We start from the raw sequence: 24,145 nt of genomic DNA on the forward strand, positions 1-24,145 counted from the left end.
TGTTTATTACGAGTCATTAATCACGCATACCATGGAAAAAAACTCAAAAGTCGATCGCTAAAGACTAATAACTAGATACTAATAATCAAACACTAAAAACTAAAAACAAAGGACAAAAACTATGTCGCGAATTGGCAAGCGTCCGATTAGCATCCCCACAAAAGTCACCATCACCCTAGACGGTCAAAAAGTAGCCGTCAAAGGCCCTAAAGGTGAACTTTCCCGAGTAATCCCCGCCGAAATCCTCCTAGGAATGGAAGGCGAGACTTTACTCGTTACCCGCCGGGACGAATCTCGCGTCGCCAGACAATTGCACGGCCTCTGTCGCACCCTTGTCGCCAACATGGTCGAAGGTGTATCCCAAGGCTTTCAGCGTCGTCTGGAAATTATCGGCACAGGTTATCGGGCACAGGTTCAAGGACGGAACCTGATTTTAAACGTCGGTTACAGCAAGCCCGTTGAAATGCCTCCTCCAGAAGGCATCACCATGGCAGTTGAAGGCAACACCAACGTCATTGTCTCCGGCATTGACAAAGAACTCGTAGGCAACACAGCAGCCCGCATCCGCGCGGTGCGTCCGCCCGAAGTTTACAAGGGCAAAGGCATTCGCTACAGCGGCGAAGTCGTCCGGCGCAAAGCTGGTAAAACAGGCAAAACAGGTAAGAAGTAACAATGAAGCTTACTCGCAAGGAATCAGTCCACCGCAGACACCGCCGCGTGCGGCGCAAGGTATTCGGTACTGCCGAACGTCCAAGATTAGCGGTATTTCGATCGTCCAATCACATCTACGCTCAAGTAATCGACGACACTGCACAGCACACTTTGGCTGCTGCGTCAACCCTCGATCCAGAATTGAAGTCAAATCTCACTTCTGGTGGCAACTGCTCCGCGAGCGTCCAAGTCGGTCAGTTGATTGCCAAACGGTGTTCCAGCGCTGGCATAGCTCAAGTCGTATTCGATCGCGGAGGCAACCTCTATCACGGTCGCGTTAAAGCCCTCGCAGATGCAGCTCGCGAAGCCGGGTTAGACTTTTAGGAAGAAGCAAGAAGGAAGAAGGAAGAAGGAAGAAGGAAGAAGGAAGAAGGAAAAGAGAATCTATAACAAAATTCTTAATTCCTAATTGTTAATTTCTCTATGCCAACTACCAGTTACTAATCCTCAATTCCCCAAGGACAAAACATGGCAGAACAAAAAGAACAGCGCAACAAGAAAAAAAGCAATAACAACAAAGGGCGCGAAAAAGAATCCGAATGGCAAGAACGGGTTGTTCAGATTCGTCGCGTTACCAAAGTAGTTAAAGGCGGTAAAAAACTCAGCTTCCGCGCCATAGTCATTATCGGCAACGAACGCGGTCAAGTTGGAGTGGGAGTCGGCAAAGCTAGCGACGTAATCGGTGCCGTTAAAAAAGGCGTCGCTGACGGCAAAAAGCACCTAATTGAAGTCCCTCTCACCAAAGCTAACTCCATCCCTCACCCCATCAACGGTGCAGGCGGCGGAGCCAAAGTCATGATGCGTCCAGCAGCACCCGGAACCGGGGTAATTGCAGGGGGAGCAGTGCGAACTGTTCTCGAACTAGCAGGAGTCCGCAACATCTTAGCCAAACAGCTAGGTTCAGGAAATCCTTTAAACAACGCTAGAGCCGCAGTCAACGCCCTTTCCACTCTTCGCACCTTATCCGAAGTTGCTCAAGAGCGCGGAATTCCAGTAGAAAACCTCTACGGTTAAGGACTAGGGAACTGGACATTGTCAGTTTTGAGTATTAAGTATTGAGTTTTGAATAAAAATCTTTCATTCCTCAAAACTCAAAACTCAAAACTACCAATTACCAATTACCAATTACCAATTACCAACTATCAAAACTATGAGATTGCAAGACGCCCGACCAAAAGCGGGTTCCACAAAACGCCCGCGTCGCTTGGGTAGAGGTATTTCTGCCGGTCAAGGCGCGAGTTCCGGTAAAGGGATGCGCGGTCAAAAAGCTAGAGCCGGTAGCGGCACTAGACCCGGTTTTGAAGGTGGTCAAAATCCTCTTTACCGCCGCCTGCCCAAGCTGAAGAGCTTTCCTTTAGTGAACCGGAAAGAGTACACTACCATTAATGTAAGTAAATTAGCATCACTGCCAGCCAACACAGAAGTTACTCTCACCTCTTTGATCGAAGCAAAAATTGTCACTACTGACGACGGGCCGCTGAAAATCTTAGGAGATGGCGAACTGAATGTGGCTCTGCAAGTGCGCGCGGCGGCCTTTACCGCAGGTGCTCGCACCAAAATTGAAGCCGCCGGCGGAAGTTGCGAAGTAGTTGCGTGAAGATTTGAGGTTTGAGAGTTTGTCCAAATCTCAAATCCTCAAGCTTGCTATCAGAAAATGATTTAGTCGAAAATCCCAAATCTAAAATCCAAAATCGTAACTATGGACGTTAGTAAAGAGAAAGCGCCAACTGCACAAGAGACGTTCATGCAGATGGCTCAAGCTGCTGGTTTGCGGGGCCGCATCCTCGTCACTATTGGCTTATTGATTTTAGTACGCCTGGGTGTTCACTTGCCAGTCCCCGGCATCGATCGCGCCGCCTTTGCCCAAAACGTCCAAAATAGCCCTTTAATTGGCTTTTTGGACTTGTTTTCAGGAGGCGGGCTGTCAGCTTTGGGGATTTTCGCGCTGGGGATTTTGCCCTACATTAATGCTTCAATTATTGTGCAACTTCTAACTGCGGCTCTGCCAAGTTTAGAAGATATGCAGAAAAATGACGGCGAAGCAGGGCGGCGCAAGATTTCTCAAATTACTCGCTACGTTTCTTTGGGCTGGGCTATTCTGCAAAGCATTGGCATTGCGATTTGGGTCAGCCCTTTTGCTCAATCTCCATCGCCTTTCTTCATACCACAAACTGCTTTGGCTCTTACGGCCGGATCGATGTTTGTCATGTGGATATCGGAAGTGGTGACAGAGCGAGGCATCGGGAACGGAGCATCGCTGCTGATCTTTATCAACATTGTGTCGGTTTTGCCGCGCTCTTTGGGACAAACTTTTGAATTGGCTCAAAGTGGCGACACGCAAGTTGTAGGCCGCGTAATTGTTCTGCTGCTGGTCTTTTTGGTGACGATTGTCGGGATTGTTTTTGTTCAGGAAGGTACTCGCCGGATTCCGATTATTTCTGCCCGCCGCCAAGTCGGTCGCAAAGTTTATCGGGAGAGTCGCAGCTATCTACCCCTGCGCTTGAATCAAGGCGGAGTGATGCCGATTATTTTTGCATCTTCGGTGTTGATTGTGCCTTCTTTCCTCGCTCAGTCTCTCAATCAGCCGTTTTTGGTTCAAGTTGCTAATGTGTTGAGTCCGAACGGCCCTGCGCCTTGGGCTTACGCGCTATTTTATCTGACTTTGATTCTGTTCTTCAGTTATTTCTACGCTTCGTTGATTGTCAACCCCGTAGATATGTCTCAGAACTTGAAGAAAATGGGCGCCAGCATTCCTGGGATTCGCCCCGGTCAGAAAACCAGCGATTATGTGGAGAAGGTTTTGAACCGTTTGACTTTCTTGGGAGCGATTTTTCTCGGTCTGGTGGCCATTGTACCAACGGCTGTAGAAAGCGCGATCGGCGTCCAAACTTTTAGAGGGTTTGGTGCAACTTCCCTACTAATTCTAGTGGGTGTGGCGATCGAAACTGCCAAGCAAATTCAAACTTACGTCATCTCCCAGCGATATGAAGGAATGGTGAAGTAATCGCAATGCAATTGATTTTTATGGGGCCTCCAGGGGCCGGCAAGGGAACTCAGGCTCAGCTTTTAGCCGCTCTCTGGAAAATACCCCACATTTCAACGGGTGACATCCTCCGCGCCTGCGTGGTGGCGAAAACTCCCTTGGGTGTAAAAGCTAAATCCTACATGGATGCTGGTGAGTTGGTTCCCGACGAGTTATTGATGGATATCGTACAAGAACGCATGAATGAACCAGATGCTGGTGCAGGCTGGATTCTCGACGGCTTTCCCCGTACTGTGGCACAGGCAGCGTTTTTTGACAAACTGCTTTGTGATGTTGGTACTGGGGCTACCTCTGGTAAGGACTGCGCTCTGCGAGCTGTCAATTTGGATGTCCCTGATAATGTTTTGGTGACTCGCCTGCTGTCGCGGGGCCGCCAGGATGACAATGAGGAGACGATCCGCCGCCGGTTGCAAGTTTATCGCGAGCAAACTGAGCCTTTGATTGAGTTTTACAGATCCCGCGAACAGTTAGTTGCGGTTGATGGCGATCGCGACATGGAAGTAGTCACCGCAGAACTGCAACAAGCGCTCTCTGGCGACTGTTGAACCCTCGCAATACAGCTTGTTACTCACCAGCTTTTGCTAAGATCTGTTAACTAGGAGCTTTTTGTGCTATCAGGTTTTGTGAGGGTTGCGAGAAACAAAATTGAACTCGATTCTACTTGCCACAACTTTACTCAAGTAAAGCTCAAGCAAGCGGTTAATTGAGTCAAGCAGTCGATCGAGTTACCTGAATTATTGCCCCGTTCGCCTTCAACCCGCCCAAAACGGAGACAAGCCACCGACAATCGTCGTCGAGATCCCAAATTTTAGACCGAAGTTCCTGCTCCTTTGATGCATCTGTGGAGTAAATCTAAAATCTAAAATCTAAAATCGGCCCCTCCTTACTTGGTAAATAGGTTTTGAAGCAAACGCCGGGACACTCCTAGTTAATCAAATGTAGAGTTGAGGTAAATACCAAATTGTCTAAGCAAGATTTAATTGAAATGGAAGGGACAGTGACGGAATCACTGCCGAATGCGATGTTTCGCGTTGACCTAGATAATGGGTTTAACGTGCTAGCTCACATTTCTGGCAAGATCCGCCGCAACTACATCAAAATTCTGCCTGGCGATCGCGTCAAAGTTGAATTAACTCCCTACGACTTGACCAAAGGCAGGATTACTTATCGCCTTCGGAAAAAATAGGCTTAGATAAAACTTTCTAAAAACTAATTCTAAGTTTAATTAGAGAGAATTTGGTAAAAAGCTTCAAATTTATGCTATAATGCTACGTTTGTAGTGTTGCCGAGAAGGGCGTCAACAACCCAGCGGCGTACCGGGTTAAGTCATTGCTACGCCGTTTAAGTATCGATCGCCAACATTCTGGCGCACGCGAACTTTACCCAGCAATGGGAGTGGGTGCAAGCGAGCTCCTTCATAAAACAACCCGCACTTTATACAATTTAATCGAGGAGAGGCCTACACCTTGCCCAGCCTCTCCTCCCACCGCTCTACGGGCCAGCGTGCCTGCTCTCCGGTAGAGCGGGGTTCTCCAGGCAGGAAGAAAGATGAAAGTTCGAGCATCTGTCAAAAAAATTTGTGAGAAATGTCGCGTCATCCGCCGTCGCGGTCGAGTGATGGTGATATGTACTAACCCGAAACACAAACAGCGCCAAGGTTAGAAAACGGGAAAATTGGGCTGGGCAATGCACGCAGGTGCTGCCTAATTCAATATTGTAGCCAAATAGGAAAACTAGGGAGACAAAAAGTGTGGCACGGATTGCCGGTGTAGACCTTCCACGCGATAAGCGCGTCGAAATAGGTCTGACATACATTTTCGGAATAGGCCTGTCGCGGGCCAAAAAAATTATCGCTGCAACAGGCGTAAATCCTGACACTCGCGTCAAGGATTTAACAGAGGCCGACGTGACTACTCTACGGGCTCATGTAGAAAGCACCTACCAAATCGAAGGAGACCTCCGGCGCTGGGAGTCAATGAACATCAAGCGCCTGATGGATATCGGGACTTATCGCGGTCGGCGTCACCGTTTGGGTCTGCCGGTGCGGGGTCAACGAACCCGTACCAACGCCAGAACCCGTCGCGGCGTCCGCCGTACAGTGGCGGGCAAGAAAAAAGCACCGTCCAAGAAATAACAGCAGTTTGCAGGAAATTTATGTTCCTGCTGACTGTTTCCCCGCCTTTGGGGAGAGTAATTCAATGAAAACGATAAAGAGACTAATATGCCGCCACGACAACAAACAGGCAAGAAATCTGGTGCAAAAAAGCAGAAGCGTAACGTACCGAATGGGGTAGGCTACATCCAGTCTACCTTTAACAATACGATCGTAACTATTACCGACCTGAATGGCGAAGTAATATCCTGGGCATCGGCAGGTTCCAGCGGTTTTAAAGGAGCGAAAAAGGGTACTCCCTTTGCAGCTCAAACAGCAGCAGAAAGTGCAGCCCGCAGAGCCAACGACCAGGGAATGCGCCAAATAGAAGTAATGGTAAGCGGGCCAGGAGCAGGTCGAGAAACTGCAATTCGGGCCTTGCAAGGGGCAGGACTGGAAATTACCCTAATTAGAGATGTTACCCCAATTCCTCACAACGGCTGTCGCCCTCCCAAGCGGCGTAGAGTCTAAAACGATTTGAGATTTTAGATTTTAGATTTTGGATATTGGCTAACTGCTTAAAGTCAAAAACTAATGGTTCTAACTGTTGCCCCGTCCATCCAAAATCCGAAATCCGTTCAGGGGTATGCTCTGCAATCTAAAATCCAAAATCAAAAATCCAAAGTGGAAAAGGGAGGTCACTCCGTGGCGCAGTTTCAAATTGAATGTATAGAGTCTAACACTGACAAAGACCGCAGTCAGTACGGAAAATTTGTTCTAGAACCGCTCGATCGCGGTCAGGGAACAACTGTTGGGAATGCGCTCCGGCGAGTTCTGCTGTCAAATTTGGAAGGAACAGCAGTAACTTCAGTCCGCATCGCGGGCGTCAATCACGAGTTTGCCACGATCGAAGGGGTACGTGAGGACGTTCTGGAAATTCTCCTGAACATGAAAGAGGTTGTTCTCAAAACTCATTCCCAGCAGCCACAAATCGGTAGGTTGCGGATTGAGGGGCCAGTCACAGTTACTGCCGATCGATTCGATTTGCCCTCTGAGGTGGAATTGATCGATAAATCGCAGTACATTGCGACTCTCTCACCAGGATCTGTTCTGGAAATGGAATTCAGAATTGAAAAAGGCATCGGATATCGAGCAGTAGACCGCAGTCGCGATGATGGGTCGGCTTTGGATTTTCTCCAAATTGACGCCATCTTTATGCCGATTCGCAGGGTCAACTACAGCGTGGAAGATGCTCGGCTCGGTGGCAGTTCTGAGAAAGACCGGCTGGTTATGGAAATCTGGACTGATGGCAGCGTGACTCCTCAAGAAGCTCTGAGTCAATCTGCACACATCCTGGTAGATTTATTTGCACCTCTCAAAGACATCACCCAAGATTCTCTCAAACCCGAGTATCCAGGTGAGGCCGATCCTACGAGCCAAATTCCGATCGAAGAATTGCAGTTGTCAGTCCGGGCTTACAACTGTCTCAAGCGGGCTCAGATCAACTCAGTTGCAGACTTATTGGATTATACCCAAGAAGACTTGCTCGAGATTAAGAACTTCGGGCAGAAGTCCGCAGAAGAAGTGATTGAAGCTTTACAAAAACGCTTGGGCATTACCTTGCCACAGGAAAAATCAGCTAAAAGTTAATCAACGGGTAACGGGTAAAAAAGTGCTGCATTTTCAGTGCGTGAGTTCTTCACAACCAAGAAGAATTCACCCCCGAGTTCGCAGACTGTCTATCCCCGCGCCCAATTACCAATTACCAATTACCAACTGCTATGCGTCACCGCTGTCGCGTCCCCCAACTAAACAAACCGGCTGACCAGCGCCGCGCCATGCTGCGCTCGCTGACCACCGAATTAATCCGCCACGGTAAAATCACTACCACTCTCGCCCGCGCCAAAGCGCTGCGTCCAGAAGCGGACAGAATGATTACCCTGGCAAAAGATGGCTCCTTGGCCGCTCGCCGGCAAGCTATGGGCTATATCTATGACAAACAGTTAGTACACGCCTTGTTTGAGGCTGCCCAAGAACGGTACGGCTCGCGCAACGGGGGCTACACCCGCGTAGTGCGAACTGTCCCCCGTCAAGGAGACAATTCCGAAATGGCGATCGTTGAACTGGTTTAATGCAATTTTGGGTTGGAGATTTTTGATTTATGACTGACAATCCAAAATCCCCAATCGAAAATGCCCGATCGACACAACGCATTGCTTTGGTAATCCAATACCTCGGCACTGACTTTCACGGTTGGCAGCGACAGCCGAACCAGCGTACAGTACAAGAAGAAATTGAAACAGCAATATCGAATGTGCTCCAACGCCCGGTAACGCTGTACGCGGCCGGGAGAACGGATGCGGGAGTTCACGCCGCTGCTCAAGTAGCCCATTTTGATGCTGATGGCCCAATTCCGGCTCACCGCTGGGCAAGCGTTCTCAACTCTCGACTGGCAAAAGATATTTTAATTCGAGCTTCGGCAAAGGTGGAACCTACCTGGCACGCTCGTTTCTCAGCCAGTTGGCGGCGCTATCGCTACACCCTTTATACAGACCCGATTCCTAATCTGTTTGTGCGTCCTTATGCTTGGCACTGCTATCACGCACCTGTGGATGAATCTTTGATTCAGGCAGCTTTGACACCGCTGATCGGGCGGCATCACTTAGCGGCTTTCCACCGCGCGGGGTCTGCCCGCCCCCATTCCTGGGTGGACGTACAAGCAGCAGAGTGTCACCGTTCTGGGCCTTTGATTTATATTGAGGTTCAGGCCAGCGGGTTTCTGTACGGGATGATGCGCCTGCTGGTGGGGTTGCTGGTGCAGGTGGGTCAGGGGGAAAGGGCGATCGACAATTTCACAGATATCTGGGTCAACGAACGCCGAGAAATGGTAAAATACGCCGCTCCCGCTCAAGGTTTATGCCTGTTGCGGGTTGGCTATCAGGACTTTCCCTTTCCCACCGATGTTTGGTACGACACTCAGCCCAAATTAGTTATTGGTTATTAGTTATTAGTTATTAGTTATTGGTTATTAGTTATTGGCAACAACTAACAAATAACAACTAACAAATAACAACTGACAACTAACAAATAACAATTAACAATTAACAACTGACAACTAACAATGAACAAAACTTACGTCCCTACTAAAGACTCCCTAGAGCACAAGTGGTACGTGGTCGATGCCGCCGACCAGCGGCTGGGCCGTCTGGCAACTGAAGTTGCCATGTACCTCCGGGGCAAACACAAACCCACTTACACTCCTTCAATGGATACCGGCGATTTCGTAATTGTCATCAATGCTGACAAAATCGCTGTTACTGGCAAAAAACGCACCCAAAAAATCTACCGCCGCCACTCTGGCAGACCGGGCGGCATGAAAACAGAAACTTTTGCCAAATTGCAAGCACGTTTGCCCGAAAGAATTGTCGAAGAAGCGATTCGGGGAATGCTGCCTCACACATCTCTGGGCAGACAACTGTTTACTAAGTTGAAAGTGTACGCTGGCCCTAACCACCCGCACGCAGCTCAACAACCAGAAGAATTAATTGTTCACACGATTCCGGGAGGAAATGACTAATGCAAGCAACAGATACCGGCCGCGCTGTGTACTGGGGTACAGGCCGCCGCAAGTGTTCCGTAGCGCGGGTACGTTTGGTTCCCGGCACAGGCGTACTGACTGTCAATGGTAAAGAGGGAGATTTGTACCTGCAATTCAACCCCACTTATTTGGCACTCGCTAAGGCTCCTTTGGAAACTTTGGGTCTAGAAAATGAGTACGACATTTTGGTGAAAGTTGAAGGCGGCGGCCTGACAGGTCAAGCTGACTCGATTCGTTTGGGTGTCGCTAGAGCACTTTGTCAGTTAGACCCGGACAACCGGAAACCTCTGAAGATTGAGGGCTATTTGACTCGCGACCCGCGGGCTAAAGAACGTAAAAAGTACGGTTTGCGGAAAGCTCGCAAGGCTCCTCAATACTCGAAACGTTAAACAGTTGACAGTTGACAGTTGACAGTTGACAGTTGAGGTTTTTAAGAGGGGGATTTAACTCTCCCCTAAGCCCTAGCCTAGTTTTCAACACAATTCGGCTTCCTGGAGTGGAGGTTTTAAACCCTAAATATTTGCCAAGAGAGGGAAGAGGAAAGAGGGAAGAGGGAAGAAAGAAAAATTTTCTAGATTCCATCCTCCTTTTTTCAAGGTGTTTTTCAGATTCCTGATTCTAGTTTTCAAAGCAGATATCGCAAAATTGCTGCTGTTGTTGGTACGCAAGTCCGATGACAGCTAAAATGGTTGTAAAGTCAAAAATTAGAGAGTAAAAAAAATGGCGAAAGAAGGAATTCACCCTGAGTGGTATCCCGAAGCTCAGGTTTATTGCAACGGCGAACTTGTGATGACTGTTGGTTCGACTAGACCAAAGCTTCAAGTTGATGTCTGGTCGGGAAATCATCCTTTTTATACTGGCACTCAGAAGATTATTGATACTGAAGGTCGTGTGGAACGCTTTATGCGGAAATACGGCATGACGGAAGTAGAAATGCCGAAGGCAGATGCTATGTCGGGGCCGCTGAAAATGGAAGACCCGAAAGCAGATGCTGCTAAGGCTGCTGCTAAAGGCAAAAAGAAGAAGTAGCCGGATTGTCATTTGTCCGCAGTCGGTTGGAAGTAGTTTTTTCTACTGGTAACTGACTGCTCTAGGATTTTGGATTTGAGATTTGAGATTGCTACGGCCCGTAGCTGAGGAAAGATCGCGATTCTATCCCAACTTCTCTTCAATTCTAAAATCTAAAATCTAAAATCTATCCGCCCTCGGATTGCAGAGCTTAGACTGAAGAGTTGCTACGGCTGGCCGTTGAGGAAAGATCGCGATTCTATCCCAACTTCTCTTCAATATCTAAAATCTAAAATCTAAAATCTAAAATCTAAAATCGATTGACGGAGGACATTTGACATGGCTGAATCTTATTTGCTGGATAAATTGAAGTCGGTGGAGCAAACTTTTCATGAGTTGACTCGCCGCATGGCTGACCCGGATGTCGCTAGGGATAATTATGAGTTTCAGCGGGTAGCAAAAGCTCGATCGTCCTTGGAGGAAGTGGTCGATACTTTTGATCTGTGGAAAACTACGACTGATGATTTGGTAGGCGCGCGGCAGGTACTTAAGGAAGCTGCGGGCGATCGCGAAATGCAGCAAATGGCTGCCCTGGAAGTTGAGGAACTCGAGTCAAAATTGGAGAATTTGGAAACCCGTTTGAAGGTTTTGCTGCTTCCCCGCGATCCGAACGATGATAAGAACATCATGCTGGAAATTCGGGCGGGTACTGGCGGAGATGAGGCTAGTATTTGGGCGGGAGATTTGCTGCGGCTGTATTCGCGCTACGCTCAAACTCAAGGCTGGGTGGTAAAATTGGTGAGCGAGTCACTGGCGGAAATGGGCGGCTTTAAAGAGGTAATTCTGGAAGTTACAGGCGACAGCGTGTACAGCAAACTGAAGTTTGAGGCTGGGGTTCACCGGGTGCAGCGAGTGCCGGTGACTGAGGCTGGCGGCCGGGTGCATACTTCGACGGCGACGGTGGCTGTGATGCCGGAGGTTGATGATGTGGAGATTCACATCGATCCGAAGGATATTGAGATGAGTACGGCTCGATCGGGCGGTGCTGGCGGTCAAAACGTGAACAAGGTGGAAACTGCTGCGGATTTGTTTCACAAGCCGACGGGAATTCGGATTTTCTGTACTGAGGAGCGCAGTCAGTTGCAGAATAAGGAGCGGGCGATGCAGATTTTGCGGGCTAAGCTCTATGACATGAAGTTGCGGGAGCAGCAGGATGAGGTGAAGTCGCGGCGTTTGGCTCAGGTTGGTACTGGTTCGCGATCGGAGAAGATTCGCACGTACAACTATAAGGACAATCGGGCTACCGACCACCGTTTGGGGGAGAATTTTTCGCTCAATAGTGTCTTGGAAGGGGATATTGAGGGGATTATTCAGACTTGCATTTCTCAGGATCAGCAGGAACGTTTGGCTGAGTTGGCTGCTTCTACTAATTGATGGGTTGATGGGGAACTTAGGCGCATTGTTTGCTGAGCCTTTGTTCCCTGATGACTTGACGGATGTGGTTGAGGAGGGCTTCCCAAATTGCATCGGCGATCGCCACGGGATACTTGAAATGTTCGAGGTCGTACTGTACGATTATTTCTAGGGGTGCGAGAGTTTGCTGGTTTCGACAACTGGCAATTGTGGCGATCGTCTCTTGTTCCCATCTGGCAAATAGTCTGTAGCTGAAAAAGGAACTGCATTTTTGTCCTTTCTTGTTCAGGTAAACAATTATTACTTGATGCTGTTTGGGATACACTTTGACTATCCGGTTTACCGGCATTCTCAGAGCTTCGGCTGCTTCTATTTTGGAGATTTGCCAGCGCTGGGGTTTTAGCCAACCGGAGGCGGTGAGGCTTTGACGGTTGCTGCGTGTCCTCTGTGTGCGTCTATTAGTCATTATTTTCTGACTGCTGGATCGCGAGAGGTACTCAGATCCAGGGCTACTAAATTTATACTTTTAATTTTAAACTAAACTTAGTTGTTTGTCAATAGTGACAAGTCAAAGAATAAACTATTGAATAATAATGATTTATAAACTGACCAGTTTACTTGTAGGTACGGTCGAGTAGCTTTTAACTTGTGAACATCCAAAATAGACAAAAACTTAGTGAAATCATCAAAACAGCGCGCGGAACAATGAGTCAACGAGCGTTTGGTAAGCTTTTAGGCGTTTCTGCGACTGCTGTTCAGCTTTGGGAAAGAGGCGATACGGTTCCCGATACTGAAAACTTGGGTAAGCTCGCAGCGAGAGCAGGCTATACTCTGGAAGAGTTTCTCAGCTTTTTGGATGGCAATCCAGTCTCGCAACCACCAGAAATTAACGATATTGTCAAAAAAATTCAGTTTTTGCCTCTGAGTCAGGTGGCGCTAATTGCTAAAGCTGTAGCGGATAGATTCGCTGCGTCGGCTGAGGCTGCTGGGGAATGAGTTAGGATCGATCGCGATCGCCCGTTTTGCTTTCGTAGAGTGCGATCGCCCTTAAGAAATTCCACCACAGGTGCATACCACAAGTCGAGTATTTTGTCAAGCCAATATCTACTTTGTTTCGGAGTCCGATCGCCCTTATGGACTGACGCACTCCGACAAAGAAACCGGGTTTTTACCTAATCTGTCAGTGACAACGAAGTATTTTCCTAAAAAACCCGGTTTCTGGGCCCCCTATCATCGCCCTTACGAAACAAACCACTCGCCCTATCCCTGAGTCAATATGTCTAAAAATTCTTGGACAACGCGATCGGGTTCTTCGCGACATCTGTTAGCGTCGCAATAGTTGATGATGCTGATACCATGAGATGCAAACAGGCGATCGCGCGTTTCATCTTTTTCTGTATCTGGATGCCATATTTCCAGAATACCCCATTTGCCTTGGTGGAAGATGAGGAAATCTGGTTCTTGGTTTTGTCGCCCTGCGGGTGTGGTGAGGCGGGCTTTGGAGTTGGGGAAAAAGAGGGTGTTTGTGCGATCGAGCGCTTCGGCTATTTTGACTTCTTCTTCGCAGCGAAAGCGCAGATCGTTCCAGTGATAAATCCGTTCTTTTGGATTAGACAGAGCTTGTTTGTTATCTTCCTCAGATTGTATGCTTTCTTCTGAGGAGTCAGTGTTATTATCAGGAAATAATGTTTCTTATAAATTTTCTTGGGACGATATAGATTCACTAAAGTTGGTAAATAATAGTTTTGTTCCGCTGAGACTAGCTAAATTTAAGGTTGCGCCACTCAGATTAGCACCGCTGAGGTTTATTTCTATTTCCTGATGGCGATGTAATGTCAATTTATGTCATCGCAAGTATCGTTTTATAACTGCTTTAAGATTATTTTTTTTGACTTTTTCATCAAAAGCCTCTGAGAGTTGTTTCCAGAGTTTAGCCGCCAGCGCTTTGATGTATTCATCATTATATTGAGAGAGTTGAGAAATTTCTTCATAGGAATGTCTGCCTTCCCAGCATTGTCTGAAGATGAGCTCTTGCACGTCGTTTAAGCCTTCGCCATCGAGGACTGTTTCTGCGATCGCGATTGCTTCATCAACGGTCATGGCTTAAGTTTCCTTAAAGTATATATCTGGTAAAGTTTTGACAATAGGAGGCGATATTTGAGCAATTAAGGCTGATGTTCGTTCAACCAATTGGTTAAATCTGAGGCTTCGGAAAAATCCAGCAGCGCCTCTCCTAAATCCTCTAATTCTTCTACGGATAAAGTCTGAATTTGCTCGCGGGTTTCAGGTGCGATCGGACCAATCCGTCGAATCAACAGGCGAGTGAGGAACGACAGCGCCTCATTTTGTCTTCCTTCTTTGAGACCTTCAAGGAGGCCATCTTCGCGAATTTCTTGGTAAATCACAGAACCGCGCATAGTTTCTTTCCTAAATAGTTGTCTGATTAAGTCTTTTTCAAATCTCAAACCTGCGAGCACTTGGGTACAAGCGAGTAAATCCGCTTGTTGATTCGGTTCCTCTATTGTAGCAATCTGAGTAGCGATTTGCTTTAACAAAGTTCGCGGCGAGTCGGTTTGGGATAGTGTCGCGAATGGGAGCAAGCCGGGGACAGACAGCAGTAAAGCGGGGTCTTGTTCCCACAGGCGGATAACTCGGTAGCCGTGTCGGGTGTTCGCGTCTGTGTACTCAGATACAAAAACTTGTTCTGAGGCTGTTTGCTGTAAAAAGATTACTACTTGATTGATGGAACAGGAGTATTGCCGTTTGAGCCTGACATAGTAGTCTAGCATCCTGAAGGCGATGGTTGGTTCGGAGTAGGGTCGGGTTTCAAATTCCAGATGTAGGATTTGGCGATCGGTTTGCAGGAAAACGAGAGAATCGGCTCGGATGGGTTCTTGAATTAGTTCGGTTTTGAGTACCTGAACGCTGGTGGGTTCGTCAATTGGTAGCAGCCAGTGGACGAAGGCGGCGGGGAATTTTTCTGCTAGATATTTGCAGGTGTTGTCGTAGGCCAAGAAAGTTGGGTTGTGAGAGGGGTTATTTAGAAGATTTTAACTCTATGGGCATCTACCTGAGAAGAGATTTTAGAGGAATTTGGGGAAAGTCATTACTTTTTCTCACTTTTTCTCACTTTTTCTCACTGAAAAAGATCGGGTCGTGTTGGTAAGCTAATTTGAATAAAGAGCACTCAACAAAAAGAATATAAGGAGAACCATCGTGGAACAGTGGATTAACTTCGAGCAATCTTTGAATCAGCGTTTAAATAGCCAAGATTTAGACGAACAACAGAATAAAGCCAAAAATTTCTCGATTAAAGGTCATTCTTTAGTTCGAGGCGTTGCAGGTTCTGGTAAGTCATTAGTATTGCGAAATCGTCTTGAAAAACTAATTGATGAGGGTTATAAGGATATTTTGGTATTGTGTTACAATCGCTTTATGAAAGGATGGATTGATTCAATAATAGCAGAAAAAGACTTGAGTTCAAACGTAGAGTGTCGAACTTTTCATAGTTGGGCTTATCGCATAGGGTACACTTATGAGTGGGATGAAAACCCTGAGATGCGAGGGAAAATTATTGATTTAGTTAAAAATAAGGCTAAAGAGTGTTATCAAGCCATTCTAATTGATGAAGCTCAAGATTTTTATGATGAATGGTTTGTGGCCATGTTAGGTGCCGTAAGTCTCGATACAAACTCTATGTTTTTTGTCTATGACAATACTCAGTCAGTTTACGAAGGTCAGCAACATCGAAGAAAGCAAGATTGGAGTTGGTCTAAGCTTGGATTTGATGTCAGAGGTCGTTCGCAAATATTTGATTTAAACTATAGAAACGCGCCAGAAATTATAGAATTGGCTTGGCAGTTTATATATCCTTATTTAGCTAGTGCTAATATGAAGATAGCTAAACGCTCAGAAGCTGGTGGTAAAATCGGTCATATTGTCGAACCAGTCAAAAAGTCTTCTCGCAGTTCATCTATTAAGCCAATGCTTGTAAAAAGTGATATGTCTCCAGACAATATAGCTAAACAGGTTAAACTGGCATTGAGCAGTCATCCAGATTCTTCAATCGGAGTTTTATTGCATCCACAAGAGCCAAAATCCTTTAAATCAGAAATTAGTGAATGCCTGCGGAAATTGGGTGTTCCCCATCACGCTCCCATGCGTAGTCAAGACCGAGCTCATAACGTTGTAAACCGACCTTTCGTAATTGTAGATTCTTGGAACGCGCTGAAAGGAGTTGAGTTTGATGCTGTTATTATTGCTGGCGTTGACCGAGTGGAGGACTTGCCAGATCCAGATAAAAATTTTCAAGAAAAAGCAGGACTTTATACCGCAATAACAAGAGCAAGAGATCACGTAGTTATGTTATACCAATATGAAACTCAAGTTGTGCAGCAACTTCAAAACATTTTGACAGCACCGGATGTTTTGGAGAGTGACTCAATGGTGAATGCTCAGGTTGCTTAGTGTGCAACATTAAGTCCTAGGATAGTAGGATATTGCTTAACTTCATCTGATAACTTTTAGCTCCGCGATCGCTTCATTAACTGTACCTCGAAATACCTTTCCAGATTGATAGTCTTGTTTTCCTTGTGCAATGTTAGCCGCAATTTCCGTGCGACGGCAATCGCTAAGTCTCCGGTGCATGATCACAAGTAAAGCAGTTTGTTCGTCTATAGATAATGTTTCGATCTCGTCTAAAATACTGTCAAATGTTGAAGTTTGCATGGTGAGTTAGGTTTGGTGGCGATGATGGCTGTCTTATTTTACTCAAGTTTAATGGAATTTGCTGAAGGCGATGGGAGGTGCGATCGCCTCCTTTGAAAATTTTTGAAGTGCGATAGCCCAAATCATCCCCAATGCGATCGCTCACGCTTGGGAAGTCGGTAGTCTGCAAGCATTAGAAGAAGTAGAAAGTGCGATCGCCCTCTTTTCCTCCACCACACAAATAGAATTTGACAATAGCATTCAACAAGCAATTTGAAGCATACTAGGTTCAGGGATAGATTCACCTTCTGCTTGCCAAGCTTCCAAATACATTTCAATCACTTCTTCGCCGTTGTGAATTGCTTCCTCACGAGTTTTACCGTGAGTGCAAGGCATCACCACGCGATCGGCAAACTCAGGAATCGTCAGTAGAAAAAGCCGATCTTCATCAGACCATTGAACAATCATACTGTATCGACTCATAAATTCTCGCCCTCCCTTAACTCATTCAGCTCACTTAATAACTGTGCTAACTGCTTTTCTAGATAGAGTGCCACATCATCTCCATCTTTGCCGGGAATTGTCAATGTTTTTCTGAGCATTGGATGTTGCCAACGCTCATGGCTACCTTTGCCGCGCTTGGGTAGATAAACAAAACCTTCACGCGCAATCTGAACTTTCAACTCTCTAATTTTCCTTGGCATGGATTTTGTTTACTGCTCTACTCTATTTTATCACTTTTTTTTCGACTCCTCCAAATACGATCGCACCTTTTCACCCCCGCCTTTCTACAACCTTCTCCGATCGCCTCCTTTGACAGTTCTTGAAGTACGCGCGGCGAAGCTATCCCGTAGGGAATCGCCCTCCAAGTCAAATCCCTTCCACTCCATCATCATACTTTCAAGGATTCTCGCACCTCCTCACTACAAGGAATTCCATAAGAAGTATGAGGTCTAACATCAGGCGGTTGAAGCCCCAAAACAATTGATTTAGCCGGAATCCCCGCTGCAACTAACTCCTCAGCAATCAGGCGATCGGTATTATTTGCTTGAATCCACACCTGAGAGTCAATAATATCAATATGAATCACGCAATGGTGAATGCGCTGCTCATTAAACCAGCCTATATTCATTAACATATAGCGGTCATTTTGCACATCAAAAATTGTTGCGTTTTGCGTCCCGCTGTCACAAACGGGAATCTCAGCGTATTCAGTCAGGATCTGCTTAACAAGTTTGCGATAATTATTTAAGCTATCCATTGTACTCTTTCCTAAGATTAGAGATGCTATTATCACCGTAAATGGGGAAACCTCTCTAGAGGAGTTTGGCATACCCACGTAAATTTGACTGTGTTAAGATTCATATATGGATACTTTGTATCGGCTGGAAGGCATTGAGTTTGAATGGAACAAAAACAAAGCAGAAAGCAACCTATAAAAACATGGTGTTACCTTTGAAGAAGCGACCGAAGTTTTCTTAGACCCCTTCTGCAAGGAAGGTGATGCTAGTTCCGAGACTGAGGAACGTGATTTTATTATAGGGTACTCTATTGCTCAACGCCTCTTGCTAGTAGTTTATGTAGAACGCAGCGTGCGAATCCGCATAATTTCTGCACGTCCAGTTACCCGTACAGAAAGGAAATTATATGAACAACGTTGAAGAAGAACTGACACTAAAAGTTCGATCGCGCCCAACAACAACAGTATCAATCGAAATCCCAACAGATACCTTAGAATCCCTAAACAAAGTAGCATTGCATCGAGATATGGCTTTGTCAGCTTTGCTCAGATTTTACATTGGGCAAGGTTTGCGGCAAGATTTAACAAAATTGTTTAGCGATCGCCTCCTGGAAGCAACAGCCCAAGTTTTAGCACGACATCTAGATTCAGAAGAAGAAGTTTCAACCATTATTCGAGAAATTCAATCTGAAACAGCGCGGTAGTGCGATCGCCCCACCCAAATAGTCCTGAACCCACATCGAGGCTAGAAACCGGGTTTCTTGCTAGATATCTAGCTGAGAATCTGCAATTTTTCCAAGAAACCCGGTTTCTTCCCGTAACTCCTACCAAATCAAAATCTGGCAATATGCTAAAAATCTTTAAAATTTGTTAAGATTAACACGACCTCAGCGCCGGCATCCCATTCCCCGCGCTTACCTCCCCTTCCCCAGCCCCCACAACAATGCTGCGACTCGAACACATCAGTAAAATTTACCCCACAGGCGTCGTACTCAAAGATGTCACCTGGGAAGTCAAACCGGGCGATCGCATCGGCTTAGTAGGCGTCAACGGTGCCGGCAAATCCACCCAACTCAAAATCATCGCCGGCGAAATGGAACCCACCTCAGGCGAAGTCATTCGCCCCGCCAGCCTCCACATCGCTTACCTCTCCCAAGAATTTGAAATCGATCCCACCCGCACCGTCAAAGAAGAATTTTGGCGCGCCTTCAGCGAAGCCAACGAAGTCCACGAATCCCTGATGGAAGTCCATCGAGACTTGGAAAACTCCAGCCCAGAAAATCTTGACCAACTGATCCACAAAATGGATCGCTTGCAACGGCAATTTGAAGGCTTAAACGGCTACGGATTAGAAGCCCAAATCGAGAAGATTTTACCAGAAATCGGATTTGAACCCGAAGATGGCGATCGGCTAGTCAGCGCTTTCAGCGGCGGCTGGCAAATGCGGATGAGTTTAGGTAAAATTCTCCTCCAAAAACCCGATATCCTGCTGTTAGACGAACCTACCAACCACCTTGACTTAGAAACCATCGAATGGCTGGAAGTATACCTGAAAGGGCTGACAACCCCAATGGTAATCGTATCCCATGACCGCGAATTTCTCGATCGCCTCTGCACCCAAATCGTCGAAACCGAACGCGGAGTTTCCAGTACCTACCTCGGCAACTACTCCTCCTATTTACAGCAAAAAGCTGAAGCGCGCGAAGCCCAACTCAGCGCCTACGAAAGCCAGCAAAAAGAACTCGATAAACAGCAAGCATTCGTAGAAAAATTCCGCGCCAGCGCCACTCGCAGTACCCAAGCCAAAAGTCGCGAGAAACAGTTAGACAAAATTGAACGCATCGAAGCCCCCACCGGCGGCTTAAAAACCTTGCATTTCCGGTTTCCCCCCGCACCCCGCAGCGGCCGCGAAGTAGCAATAATTGAAAACTTGGTGCACACCTACGGCGACAAAATCCTATTTTTGGGTGCAGACTTATTAATTGAAAGAGGCGATCGCATTGCATTTCTAGGCCCCAACGGTGCGGGCAAATCCACCCTGCTGCGCCTGATTATGGGTTTAGAAACGCCCACCGAAGGTACGGTAAAAATGGGAGGCCACAACGTCATCCCCGGTTACTTTGAACAGAATCAAGCAGAAGCCTTAGATTTGAATAAAAGCGTGATGCAAACTATTCACGACGAAGTACCCGACTGGAAAAATGAAGAAGTGCGGACTTTGTTAGGGCGGTTTTTGTTTAACGGCGAAACAGTATTCAAACACGTTGGCGCTTTAAGCGGTGGAGAAAAAGCCCGTCTGGCTTTGGCAAAAATGCTGCTGGAACCTGTGAACTTGCTAATTTTGGACGAACCGACAAATCACCTCGACATTCCCGCGAAGGAGATGATGGAAGAGGCGATTAAGAATTACGACGGCACTGTAATTATCGTTTCGCACGATCGCTATTTTATTTCCCAAGTCGCTAACAAAATAGTAGAAGTTCGCGACGGCGAGTTTCGGACTTATCTGGGAGATTACCATTACTATCTCGATAAAATAGCCGAAGAGAAAGAACTAGCCAAGTTCGCCAAACTTGAAGCTGAGAAGGCGGCTAAGAAAGCTGAGAAAGAGGCGAAGAAGAAAGCGGCGGCCAAACAGAAGTAAATAACTTGAGTGGTAGGGACACGGCTTTTGGAGTGTCCCTACGAATATGTAGCTGTAGGGTGCGAATACATCGAAACTCCTGAAAGTCGATATAGCCTTTCTCAAAAAGATGAGGTATGACTGACAGCTTATATAACCCTTAAACTAAGAGGGCTGAAGCCCAACAACGTACCTCATCTTTGTGAGAACCGCTATATATTGGATTTGGTTGGTTGAAAGATTGTTGAGGGCGGCGCACCCTACAGCTTTTACCGAGAACCTCTGCCCCCTGATTTTTGTTTGAAGAATGACTTCTGGGAACTAAGACACTCCTGCAAATCATCATCTAAATCTCTAGGAAAACCATAATCTGCTACATACTTAATCAACTGATTTACCGGGCCAAATAAGATAGTATCTGTATCTTGCTGCAACAGAAATGTACCGTCAAATCCGTTGATTTTGTAAAAATCTTTGCGCTTAGTATCTGCCACAACGGAAGCGACAGTAACTCCGTTAGAAGAACGGCCTTTGAAGCAGATTCTATTCTGTTTCTCAGCAATCTGAATGTATCGAGAACCGCCGCCGTGATAGACACCCACTTGCAAGGGTAAAGCAGCTAAAGCATTCTCAGCCCCGATGCTGCTGAAAAACAAAACTGTAAATCCCAGTTTGGTACAACAGTGCCAAAACTTCATTTTTGATTCCCTCTAATCCAATTAATATTGAAATCTCAACCCAAAATTCTATTAATCATTTGATTTGCCTGCGACTCGTAACTCCCACCAAACAAATTAAAGTGATTCAAAATATGATATAAGTTGTAAAGCGTTTTGCGCTTTTCATAGCCTGAATCGAGCAACCAAACTTCATTATAACCTCGATAAAATGCTGGGGAAAAACCGCCGAAAAGTTCCGTCATCGCAATATCGACTTCTCTGTCGCCCCAATAAGCCGCCGGGTCAAAAATTACTGGTTCCCCCCCAGCAGTTACCGAGGCATTTCCTCCCCACAAATCCCCGTGAACTAAGGAAGGTTGAGGTTTGTAACCTTCTAATAACTTGGGAATAGCTGCTAGCAAAGTTTCTCCTTTACTGAAGTTTCCACCACGACGCCTAGCCAACTTTAACTGATAACCAATCCGATGTTGGGCCCAAAATTCTGCCCAATCAGCAGTCCAGTTATTAATTTGAGGAGTTGAGCCGATCGCATTATTCCTATCCCAACCAAAACATCCCGTTAGCAAGGATGAATTCGCCTTTTCTCCCCCCCTTAGCAAGGGGGGGCTGGGGGGGGTGTATTTGTGCATTGCCGCCAGTTTGCGCCCCATTTCTGCCGAGGCTATCTCGCTCGCGCCACTTCGCAAATCCAGCCATTCCAATACAATATAAGCAGAATTGCCCTCAGTTCCCCAGCAAATCGGTTGAGGAATGCGAATAGTCTGGGTTTGGGCCATTTGCTGCAAACCCAGCGCCTCAGTTTCAAACATGGCGATTTGGGAAGCTTGATTGATTTTCGCGAAATAAGTGCGGGTATTGTTGTTGATAGCATAGCCTTGATTGATGCAGCCACCGCTGACTGAACGGCGGTTGTCGATGGAAAAGCTCTCTCCGGTTGTTTCAGAGATGTGTGCTGCAATTTTGTGCCACATAGCATCAAATGGTTTTGAGGACGATCGCCATTAGTTTATCTGACTGGCGACACTTTACTGCGATTAATCGATCGCAGATCGGACACAATATAATTATTCGATGGTCTTGTTTGTGGAGATATCTTAATATCATGTGGGGTCGATTAGTATAACAAAAAATGGTTCGTAGTGCGGACTTCAGTCCGCAGCATATTATTGCGGACTGAAGTCCGCACTACGAACCTTTTTGTTAGTTGGTGGCTAGACAATGTAAGGAGAGTCGATCGCCTTTGCACGATTAATTGCCACCAACGTCTGGTAAATTAAAGCCGAAATCTCAGCCCGGGTGATGTCTCGCTGCCCAGAAAGCCGATCGCGCGCCGGATAGTTTACTACAATCTTCAAAGCAGTTGCTGTGGCTGCGGCGCTTAAAGCAAAATTAGGAATTTGAGTGCGATCGCTGTAAACTTTTAAAATATCGGGATTGCCGCCCTTAAGTTCCAAACCATTAACCAAAGAGACAAGTGCCTCAGTCTTCGTCAAATTCTGATTCGGGCCAAACTTCAACCCCGGAAACCCCGACAAAAACCCCGCCCGATTCGCCCGTTCGATCGCACTTCTCGCCCAAAAACTAGCAGAAACATCGATAAAATTGGTGGCCGGCGCCTTCGGAATCGGACTAAACGCACTCACCAACAGCGCCGCATATTGAGCGCGATTTAAACTGTTGTCAGGCCCGAAAGAACCATCAGGAAAACCACTAATTATATTCGCCGCAGCCAAAGCTTCAATAAACTTTTCTGCCCAATGTCCAGAAATATCGCTGAACCTGGAACCGCCGATATTTGGATTGCCGCCAGCCTTTCTCACCGCAGCTTGCACAGCTTTTAAAGCATTCACTTTTCCGTAGCCAAACCAATCGCTGCGCTGGCTGTTAGCATCGTAATTTCCCAGGCGATTTCCCAACTGCGGATCCGCATCGGCATCGACAATTTTGTCAGCAGTTTGTTCGAGAATTCCCCGCACTTCCCGCGCCGTCAAACGAGGGTTTGCCGAAAGCACTAAACCAGCGACTCCAGCGACTACTGGAGTGGCGCTAGAAGTGCCGCCAAAACTATTTGTGTAGTCCCCCGAGTCGTAGCCGACAACCCCGACGCGATCGCTCGCAAACACCCCCAAACCCGGCAAATATTGCGTCACCTCCGGCGCAGTCGCAATAAATCCGGTTTCTGGTAGCCAAGTACCAGGGGGCGCGTTGTTGCTGGGCGCGCACACCGAGATGCTGGTGCCCCAATTGCTGTAAGCTGCTTTTTTGTTGAGGGAAGTGGAAGCTGCCACGGCAATGACATCGGGGTGTACCGCAAATCCTGCCAGCCAATTAGTTTTGCCGCCCACAACGTTATTCGGCCAGCCTTTTTCGTCAACCGCGCCGTTGACTGGGCGGTTGGCATTGCCCGCAGCAAACAAAATCACGCAGCCTCTGCCGCCGCGCCCTTGGGTTGCTGCTTTGGTGATGGCGGCGCTTTGGCGCAAGGAAAGCGGATAGTAAAGTGCCCCAGCCCCCCAACTGCAAGAGATGACGGCGGCGCCTTTTTCGATCGCCCAATTGAAGATTTTTTCGATCGACTCATCATCAAGAAAACCGCTAGTACGGATGGGCATCAGGGCGCATCCGGGGGCGACGCCGACAGTGCCTTTGCCGTTTTCTTCCGCAGCGGCGACACCGGCGCAACTTGTCCCGTGGTTGTCCGATTCGGCAACCGGCATCGGGGAAGTGTCGCCGTCTTTGAAATCGATGGGCGAGACGATTTTGCCTTGGCCTTGAAAATCGGGGTGCGTCAGATCGACTGAATCATCGGCGATCGCAATTACGATCGATCGCACGCCGCGAGTTATATCCCAAGCCTGTTCGGCATAAATTTGAGCGCTGCCGACAAGTTCGCTGCCGCCTTGGGGACTCGCGGATAAATAAAATACCAGTCACAATGGGATAATTGTGATATCCCATTTTGGTAAAGTTTCAGAACGTTGCCATGAGGGCAAATACTGTTTTAACTCATGAGGTAAGACTTTCACTCCT

34 protein-coding genes and 1 pseudogene are annotated in these 24,145 nt (G+C 47.1%); 23 read left to right on the top strand and 12 right to left on the bottom strand.

Annotated features, from left to right (window positions below; translation table 11 throughout):
* Positions 1 to 121: 121 nt before the first annotated feature.
* The 17 genes from rplF (at position 122) to prfA (ending at position 11,886) form a co-directional block, all read left to right on the top strand.
* Positions 122 to 670: a 50S ribosomal protein L6 gene (rplF, locus tag QZ938_RS10370; protein WP_293133866.1), complete on the top strand. Its 549-nt coding sequence runs from the start codon at positions 122 to 124 to the stop codon at positions 668 to 670.
* Positions 671 to 672: 2 nt separating this feature from the next.
* Entirely contained in the window at positions 673 to 1,035 is a 363-nt protein-coding gene (gene rplR / locus QZ938_RS10375) for a 50S ribosomal protein L18 (protein WP_293133863.1), read from the top strand.
* Positions 1,036 to 1,179: 144 nt separating this feature from the next.
* Positions 1,180 to 1,725: a 30S ribosomal protein S5 gene (rpsE, locus tag QZ938_RS10380; RefSeq protein ID WP_293133860.1), complete on the top strand. Its 546-nt coding sequence runs from the start codon at positions 1,180 to 1,182 to the stop codon at positions 1,723 to 1,725.
* 136 nt (positions 1,726 to 1,861) lie between these two features.
* Positions 1,862 to 2,308, top strand: a complete 447-nt coding sequence (rplO, locus tag QZ938_RS10385; protein ID WP_293133857.1) for a 50S ribosomal protein L15 — start codon at positions 1,862 to 1,864, stop codon at positions 2,306 to 2,308.
* 102 nt (positions 2,309 to 2,410) lie between these two features.
* Positions 2,411 to 3,715, top strand: a complete 1,305-nt coding sequence (gene secY, locus QZ938_RS10390) for a preprotein translocase subunit SecY (RefSeq protein WP_293133854.1) — start codon at positions 2,411 to 2,413, stop codon at positions 3,713 to 3,715.
* Positions 3,716 to 3,720: 5 nt separating this feature from the next.
* Positions 3,721 to 4,299, top strand: a complete 579-nt coding sequence (locus QZ938_RS10395) for an adenylate kinase (protein ID WP_293133851.1) — start codon at positions 3,721 to 3,723, stop codon at positions 4,297 to 4,299.
* Between the two features lie 416 nt (positions 4,300 to 4,715).
* Positions 4,716 to 4,940: a translation initiation factor IF-1 gene (gene infA, locus QZ938_RS10400; protein WP_006276978.1), complete on the top strand. Its 225-nt coding sequence runs from the start codon at positions 4,716 to 4,718 to the stop codon at positions 4,938 to 4,940.
* A gap of 362 nt (positions 4,941 to 5,302) precedes the next feature.
* Complete coding sequence (rpmJ, locus tag QZ938_RS10405) at positions 5,303 to 5,416, top strand: 50S ribosomal protein L36 (protein ID WP_015178722.1); 114 nt, start codon at positions 5,303 to 5,305, stop codon at positions 5,414 to 5,416.
* A gap of 88 nt (positions 5,417 to 5,504) precedes the next feature.
* Positions 5,505 to 5,888, top strand: a complete 384-nt coding sequence (gene rpsM, locus QZ938_RS10410; RefSeq protein ID WP_293133838.1) for a 30S ribosomal protein S13 — start codon at positions 5,505 to 5,507, stop codon at positions 5,886 to 5,888.
* Positions 5,889 to 5,975: 87 nt separating this feature from the next.
* Positions 5,976 to 6,377: a 30S ribosomal protein S11 gene (gene rpsK / locus QZ938_RS10415; RefSeq protein ID WP_265233150.1), complete on the top strand. Its 402-nt coding sequence runs from the start codon at positions 5,976 to 5,978 to the stop codon at positions 6,375 to 6,377.
* Between the two features lie 174 nt (positions 6,378 to 6,551).
* Positions 6,552 to 7,496 (top strand): DNA-directed RNA polymerase subunit alpha, encoded by a 945-nt coding sequence (locus QZ938_RS10420; RefSeq protein ID WP_293133983.1) that lies wholly within the window; start codon positions 6,552 to 6,554, stop codon positions 7,494 to 7,496.
* A 131-nt stretch (positions 7,497 to 7,627) separates the two neighbouring features.
* Positions 7,628 to 7,978: a 50S ribosomal protein L17 gene (gene rplQ, locus QZ938_RS10425; protein ID WP_293133831.1), complete on the top strand. Its 351-nt coding sequence runs from the start codon at positions 7,628 to 7,630 to the stop codon at positions 7,976 to 7,978.
* Between the two features lie 29 nt (positions 7,979 to 8,007).
* Positions 8,008 to 8,850: a tRNA pseudouridine(38-40) synthase TruA gene (gene truA, locus QZ938_RS10430; RefSeq protein WP_293351235.1), complete on the top strand. Its 843-nt coding sequence runs from the start codon at positions 8,008 to 8,010 to the stop codon at positions 8,848 to 8,850.
* A 117-nt stretch (positions 8,851 to 8,967) separates the two neighbouring features.
* A complete protein-coding gene (gene rplM / locus QZ938_RS10435) occupies positions 8,968 to 9,423 on the top strand; it encodes a 50S ribosomal protein L13 (protein WP_293150728.1) in 456 nt (151 codons plus the stop codon).
* Positions 9,423 to 9,833: a 30S ribosomal protein S9 gene (rpsI, locus tag QZ938_RS10440; RefSeq protein ID WP_236504525.1), complete on the top strand. Its 411-nt coding sequence runs from the start codon at positions 9,423 to 9,425 to the stop codon at positions 9,831 to 9,833. The genes rplM and rpsI overlap by 1 nt, the downstream gene beginning before the upstream one ends.
* A 331-nt stretch (positions 9,834 to 10,164) precedes the next feature.
* Positions 10,165 to 10,473, top strand: a complete 309-nt coding sequence (gene rpmE / locus QZ938_RS10445; protein WP_293175969.1) for a 50S ribosomal protein L31 — start codon at positions 10,165 to 10,167, stop codon at positions 10,471 to 10,473.
* A gap of 318 nt (positions 10,474 to 10,791) precedes the next feature.
* Complete coding sequence (gene prfA, locus QZ938_RS10450; RefSeq protein ID WP_293351237.1) at positions 10,792 to 11,886, top strand: peptide chain release factor 1; 1,095 nt, start codon at positions 10,792 to 10,794, stop codon at positions 11,884 to 11,886.
* Positions 11,887 to 11,902: 16 nt separating this feature from the next.
* On the opposite strand, the gene QZ938_RS10455 is transcribed toward prfA, so the two are convergent.
* A complete protein-coding gene (locus QZ938_RS10455; protein WP_293150742.1) occupies positions 11,903 to 12,331 on the bottom strand; it encodes a hypothetical protein in 429 nt (142 codons plus the stop codon).
* 239 nt (positions 12,332 to 12,570) lie between these two features.
* Here QZ938_RS10455 and QZ938_RS10460 point away from each other — a divergent pair, with 239 nt between their 5' ends.
* The gene (locus QZ938_RS10460; protein ID WP_293150745.1) at positions 12,571 to 12,861 is read left to right on the top strand and encodes a helix-turn-helix domain-containing protein; all 291 of its coding nucleotides are present in this window, start codon (positions 12,571 to 12,573) and stop codon (positions 12,859 to 12,861) included.
* A gap of 1 nt (position 12,862) precedes the next feature.
* On the opposite strand, the gene QZ938_RS10465 is transcribed toward QZ938_RS10460, so the two are convergent.
* On the bottom strand, positions 12,863 to 13,012 hold the full coding sequence (locus QZ938_RS10465) for a hypothetical protein (RefSeq protein ID WP_293150748.1): 150 nt from the start codon (positions 13,010 to 13,012) through the stop codon (positions 12,863 to 12,865).
* Between the two features lie 143 nt (positions 13,013 to 13,155).
* On the opposite strand from QZ938_RS10465, the gene QZ938_RS10470 reads away from it, so the two are divergent.
* Positions 13,156 to 13,524: a hypothetical protein gene (locus tag QZ938_RS10470; RefSeq protein ID WP_293351239.1), complete on the top strand. Its 369-nt coding sequence runs from the start codon at positions 13,156 to 13,158 to the stop codon at positions 13,522 to 13,524.
* A 33-nt stretch (positions 13,525 to 13,557) separates the two neighbouring features.
* Here the strand turns inward: QZ938_RS10470 and QZ938_RS10475 are convergent, their stop codons facing one another.
* The 3 genes from QZ938_RS10475 to QZ938_RS10485 form a co-directional block, all read right to left on the bottom strand.
* Positions 13,558 to 13,704 (bottom strand): pentapeptide repeat-containing protein, encoded by a 147-nt coding sequence (locus QZ938_RS10475; RefSeq protein WP_293351241.1) that lies wholly within the window; start codon positions 13,702 to 13,704, stop codon positions 13,558 to 13,560.
* Between the two features lie 6 nt (positions 13,705 to 13,710).
* The gene (locus tag QZ938_RS10480; RefSeq protein ID WP_293351243.1) at positions 13,711 to 13,965 is read right to left on the bottom strand and encodes a hypothetical protein; all 255 of its coding nucleotides are present in this window, start codon (positions 13,963 to 13,965) and stop codon (positions 13,711 to 13,713) included.
* Positions 13,966 to 14,030: 65 nt separating this feature from the next.
* A complete protein-coding gene (locus QZ938_RS10485) occupies positions 14,031 to 14,879 on the bottom strand; it encodes an Rpn family recombination-promoting nuclease/putative transposase (protein ID WP_293351245.1) in 849 nt (282 codons plus the stop codon).
* 202 nt (positions 14,880 to 15,081) lie between these two features.
* On the opposite strand from QZ938_RS10485, the gene QZ938_RS10490 reads away from it, so the two are divergent.
* Complete coding sequence (locus QZ938_RS10490; RefSeq protein WP_293351247.1) at positions 15,082 to 16,332, top strand: UvrD-helicase domain-containing protein; 1,251 nt, start codon at positions 15,082 to 15,084, stop codon at positions 16,330 to 16,332.
* 42 nt (positions 16,333 to 16,374) lie between these two features.
* On the opposite strand, the gene QZ938_RS10495 is transcribed toward QZ938_RS10490, so the two are convergent.
* From QZ938_RS10495 to QZ938_RS10510, 4 genes are all read right to left on the bottom strand, one after another.
* A complete protein-coding gene (locus QZ938_RS10495; protein ID WP_293351249.1) occupies positions 16,375 to 16,593 on the bottom strand; it encodes a hypothetical protein in 219 nt (72 codons plus the stop codon).
* 240 nt (positions 16,594 to 16,833) lie between these two features.
* Positions 16,834 to 17,055: a type II toxin-antitoxin system HicB family antitoxin gene (locus QZ938_RS10500; RefSeq protein WP_293351251.1), complete on the bottom strand. Its 222-nt coding sequence runs from the start codon at positions 17,053 to 17,055 to the stop codon at positions 16,834 to 16,836.
* The gene (locus tag QZ938_RS10505; protein ID WP_293351253.1) at positions 17,052 to 17,255 is read right to left on the bottom strand and encodes a type II toxin-antitoxin system HicA family toxin; all 204 of its coding nucleotides are present in this window, start codon (positions 17,253 to 17,255) and stop codon (positions 17,052 to 17,054) included. The genes QZ938_RS10500 and QZ938_RS10505 overlap by 4 nt, the downstream gene beginning before the upstream one ends.
* A 209-nt stretch (positions 17,256 to 17,464) precedes the next feature.
* Entirely contained in the window at positions 17,465 to 17,833 is a 369-nt protein-coding gene (locus QZ938_RS10510; protein ID WP_293351255.1) for a XisI protein, read from the bottom strand.
* Between the two features lie 190 nt (positions 17,834 to 18,023).
* Between QZ938_RS10510 and QZ938_RS10515 the strand changes: the two are divergent.
* The 3 genes and pseudogenes from QZ938_RS10515 to QZ938_RS10525 all read left to right on the top strand — a co-directional run.
* Positions 18,024 to 18,233 (top strand): annotated as a pseudogene (locus QZ938_RS10515) (BrnT family toxin); the annotation flags it as partial.
* Positions 18,220 to 18,516 carry a hypothetical protein gene (locus tag QZ938_RS10520; RefSeq protein WP_293150766.1) on the top strand — a complete coding sequence of 99 codons (297 nt, stop codon included), beginning with the start codon at positions 18,220 to 18,222 and terminating at the stop codon, positions 18,514 to 18,516. The pseudogene QZ938_RS10515 and the gene QZ938_RS10520, both read left to right, overlap by 14 nt.
* Before the next feature lie 239 nt (positions 18,517 to 18,755).
* Positions 18,756 to 20,456, top strand: a complete 1,701-nt coding sequence (locus QZ938_RS10525) for an ABC-F family ATP-binding cassette domain-containing protein (protein WP_293351257.1) — start codon at positions 18,756 to 18,758, stop codon at positions 20,454 to 20,456.
* A 248-nt stretch (positions 20,457 to 20,704) separates the two neighbouring features.
* Here the strand turns inward: QZ938_RS10525 and QZ938_RS10530 are convergent, their stop codons facing one another.
* The 3 genes from QZ938_RS10530 to QZ938_RS10540 all read right to left on the bottom strand — a co-directional run bounded on the left by QZ938_RS10530 (position 20,705) and on the right by QZ938_RS10540 (position 23,949).
* Positions 20,705 to 21,133, bottom strand: coding sequence for a hypothetical protein (locus tag QZ938_RS10530; protein WP_293351259.1), 429 nt, complete (start codon positions 21,131 to 21,133; stop codon positions 20,705 to 20,707).
* Between the two features lie 35 nt (positions 21,134 to 21,168).
* Positions 21,169 to 22,086, bottom strand: coding sequence for a fructosamine kinase family protein (locus QZ938_RS10535; protein ID WP_293351261.1), 918 nt, complete (start codon positions 22,084 to 22,086; stop codon positions 21,169 to 21,171).
* A gap of 240 nt (positions 22,087 to 22,326) precedes the next feature.
* Positions 22,327 to 23,949 (bottom strand): S8 family serine peptidase, encoded by a 1,623-nt coding sequence (locus QZ938_RS10540; RefSeq protein WP_363318816.1) that lies wholly within the window; start codon positions 23,947 to 23,949, stop codon positions 22,327 to 22,329.
* Positions 23,950 to 24,145 lie beyond the last annotated feature (196 nt).

Origin of the sequence: Microcoleus sp. CAWBG27 (assembly GCF_020883145.1) — a bacterium.
GTDB lineage: Bacteria > Cyanobacteriota > Cyanobacteriia > Cyanobacteriales > Microcoleaceae > Microcoleus.

Coding starts and splice junctions, on each gene's coding strand:
- rplF (WP_293133866.1), top strand. CDS start 122: ATGTCGCGAATTGGCAAGCGTCCGATTAGCATCCCCACAAAAGTCACC.
- rplR (WP_293133863.1), top strand. CDS start 673: ATGAAGCTTACTCGCAAGGAATCAGTCCACCGCAGACACCGCCGCGTG.
- rpsE (WP_293133860.1), top strand. CDS start 1,180: ATGGCAGAACAAAAAGAACAGCGCAACAAGAAAAAAAGCAATAACAAC.
- rplO (WP_293133857.1), top strand. CDS start 1,862: ATGAGATTGCAAGACGCCCGACCAAAAGCGGGTTCCACAAAACGCCCG.
- secY (WP_293133854.1), top strand. CDS start 2,411: ATGGACGTTAGTAAAGAGAAAGCGCCAACTGCACAAGAGACGTTCATG.
- QZ938_RS10395 (WP_293133851.1), top strand. CDS start 3,721: ATGCAATTGATTTTTATGGGGCCTCCAGGGGCCGGCAAGGGAACTCAG.
- rpmJ (WP_015178722.1), top strand. CDS start 5,303: ATGAAAGTTCGAGCATCTGTCAAAAAAATTTGTGAGAAATGTCGCGTC.
- rpsK (WP_265233150.1), top strand. CDS start 5,976: ATGCCGCCACGACAACAAACAGGCAAGAAATCTGGTGCAAAAAAGCAG.
- rplQ (WP_293133831.1), top strand. CDS start 7,628: ATGCGTCACCGCTGTCGCGTCCCCCAACTAAACAAACCGGCTGACCAG.
- truA (WP_293351235.1), top strand. CDS start 8,008: ATGACTGACAATCCAAAATCCCCAATCGAAAATGCCCGATCGACACAA.
- rplM (WP_293150728.1), top strand. CDS start 8,968: ATGAACAAAACTTACGTCCCTACTAAAGACTCCCTAGAGCACAAGTGG.
- rpsI (WP_236504525.1), top strand. CDS start 9,423: ATGCAAGCAACAGATACCGGCCGCGCTGTGTACTGGGGTACAGGCCGC.
- rpmE (WP_293175969.1), top strand. CDS start 10,165: ATGGCGAAAGAAGGAATTCACCCTGAGTGGTATCCCGAAGCTCAGGTT.
- prfA (WP_293351237.1), top strand. CDS start 10,792: ATGGCTGAATCTTATTTGCTGGATAAATTGAAGTCGGTGGAGCAAACT.
- QZ938_RS10455 (WP_293150742.1), bottom strand. CDS start 12,331: ATGACTAATAGACGCACACAGAGGACACGCAGCAACCGTCAAAGCCTC.
- QZ938_RS10460 (WP_293150745.1), top strand. CDS start 12,571: ATGAGTCAACGAGCGTTTGGTAAGCTTTTAGGCGTTTCTGCGACTGCT.
- QZ938_RS10480 (WP_293351243.1), bottom strand. CDS start 13,965: ATGACCGTTGATGAAGCAATCGCGATCGCAGAAACAGTCCTCGATGGC.
- QZ938_RS10495 (WP_293351249.1), bottom strand. CDS start 16,593: ATGCAAACTTCAACATTTGACAGTATTTTAGACGAGATCGAAACATTA.
- QZ938_RS10500 (WP_293351251.1), bottom strand. CDS start 17,055: ATGAGTCGATACAGTATGATTGTTCAATGGTCTGATGAAGATCGGCTT.
- QZ938_RS10510 (WP_293351255.1), bottom strand. CDS start 17,833: ATGGATAGCTTAAATAATTATCGCAAACTTGTTAAGCAGATCCTGACT.
- QZ938_RS10520 (WP_293150766.1), top strand. CDS start 18,220: ATGAACAACGTTGAAGAAGAACTGACACTAAAAGTTCGATCGCGCCCA.
- QZ938_RS10525 (WP_293351257.1), top strand. CDS start 18,756: ATGCTGCGACTCGAACACATCAGTAAAATTTACCCCACAGGCGTCGTA.
- QZ938_RS10530 (WP_293351259.1), bottom strand. CDS start 21,133: ATGAAGTTTTGGCACTGTTGTACCAAACTGGGATTTACAGTTTTGTTT.
- QZ938_RS10535 (WP_293351261.1), bottom strand. CDS start 22,086: ATGTGGCACAAAATTGCAGCACACATCTCTGAAACAACCGGAGAGAGC.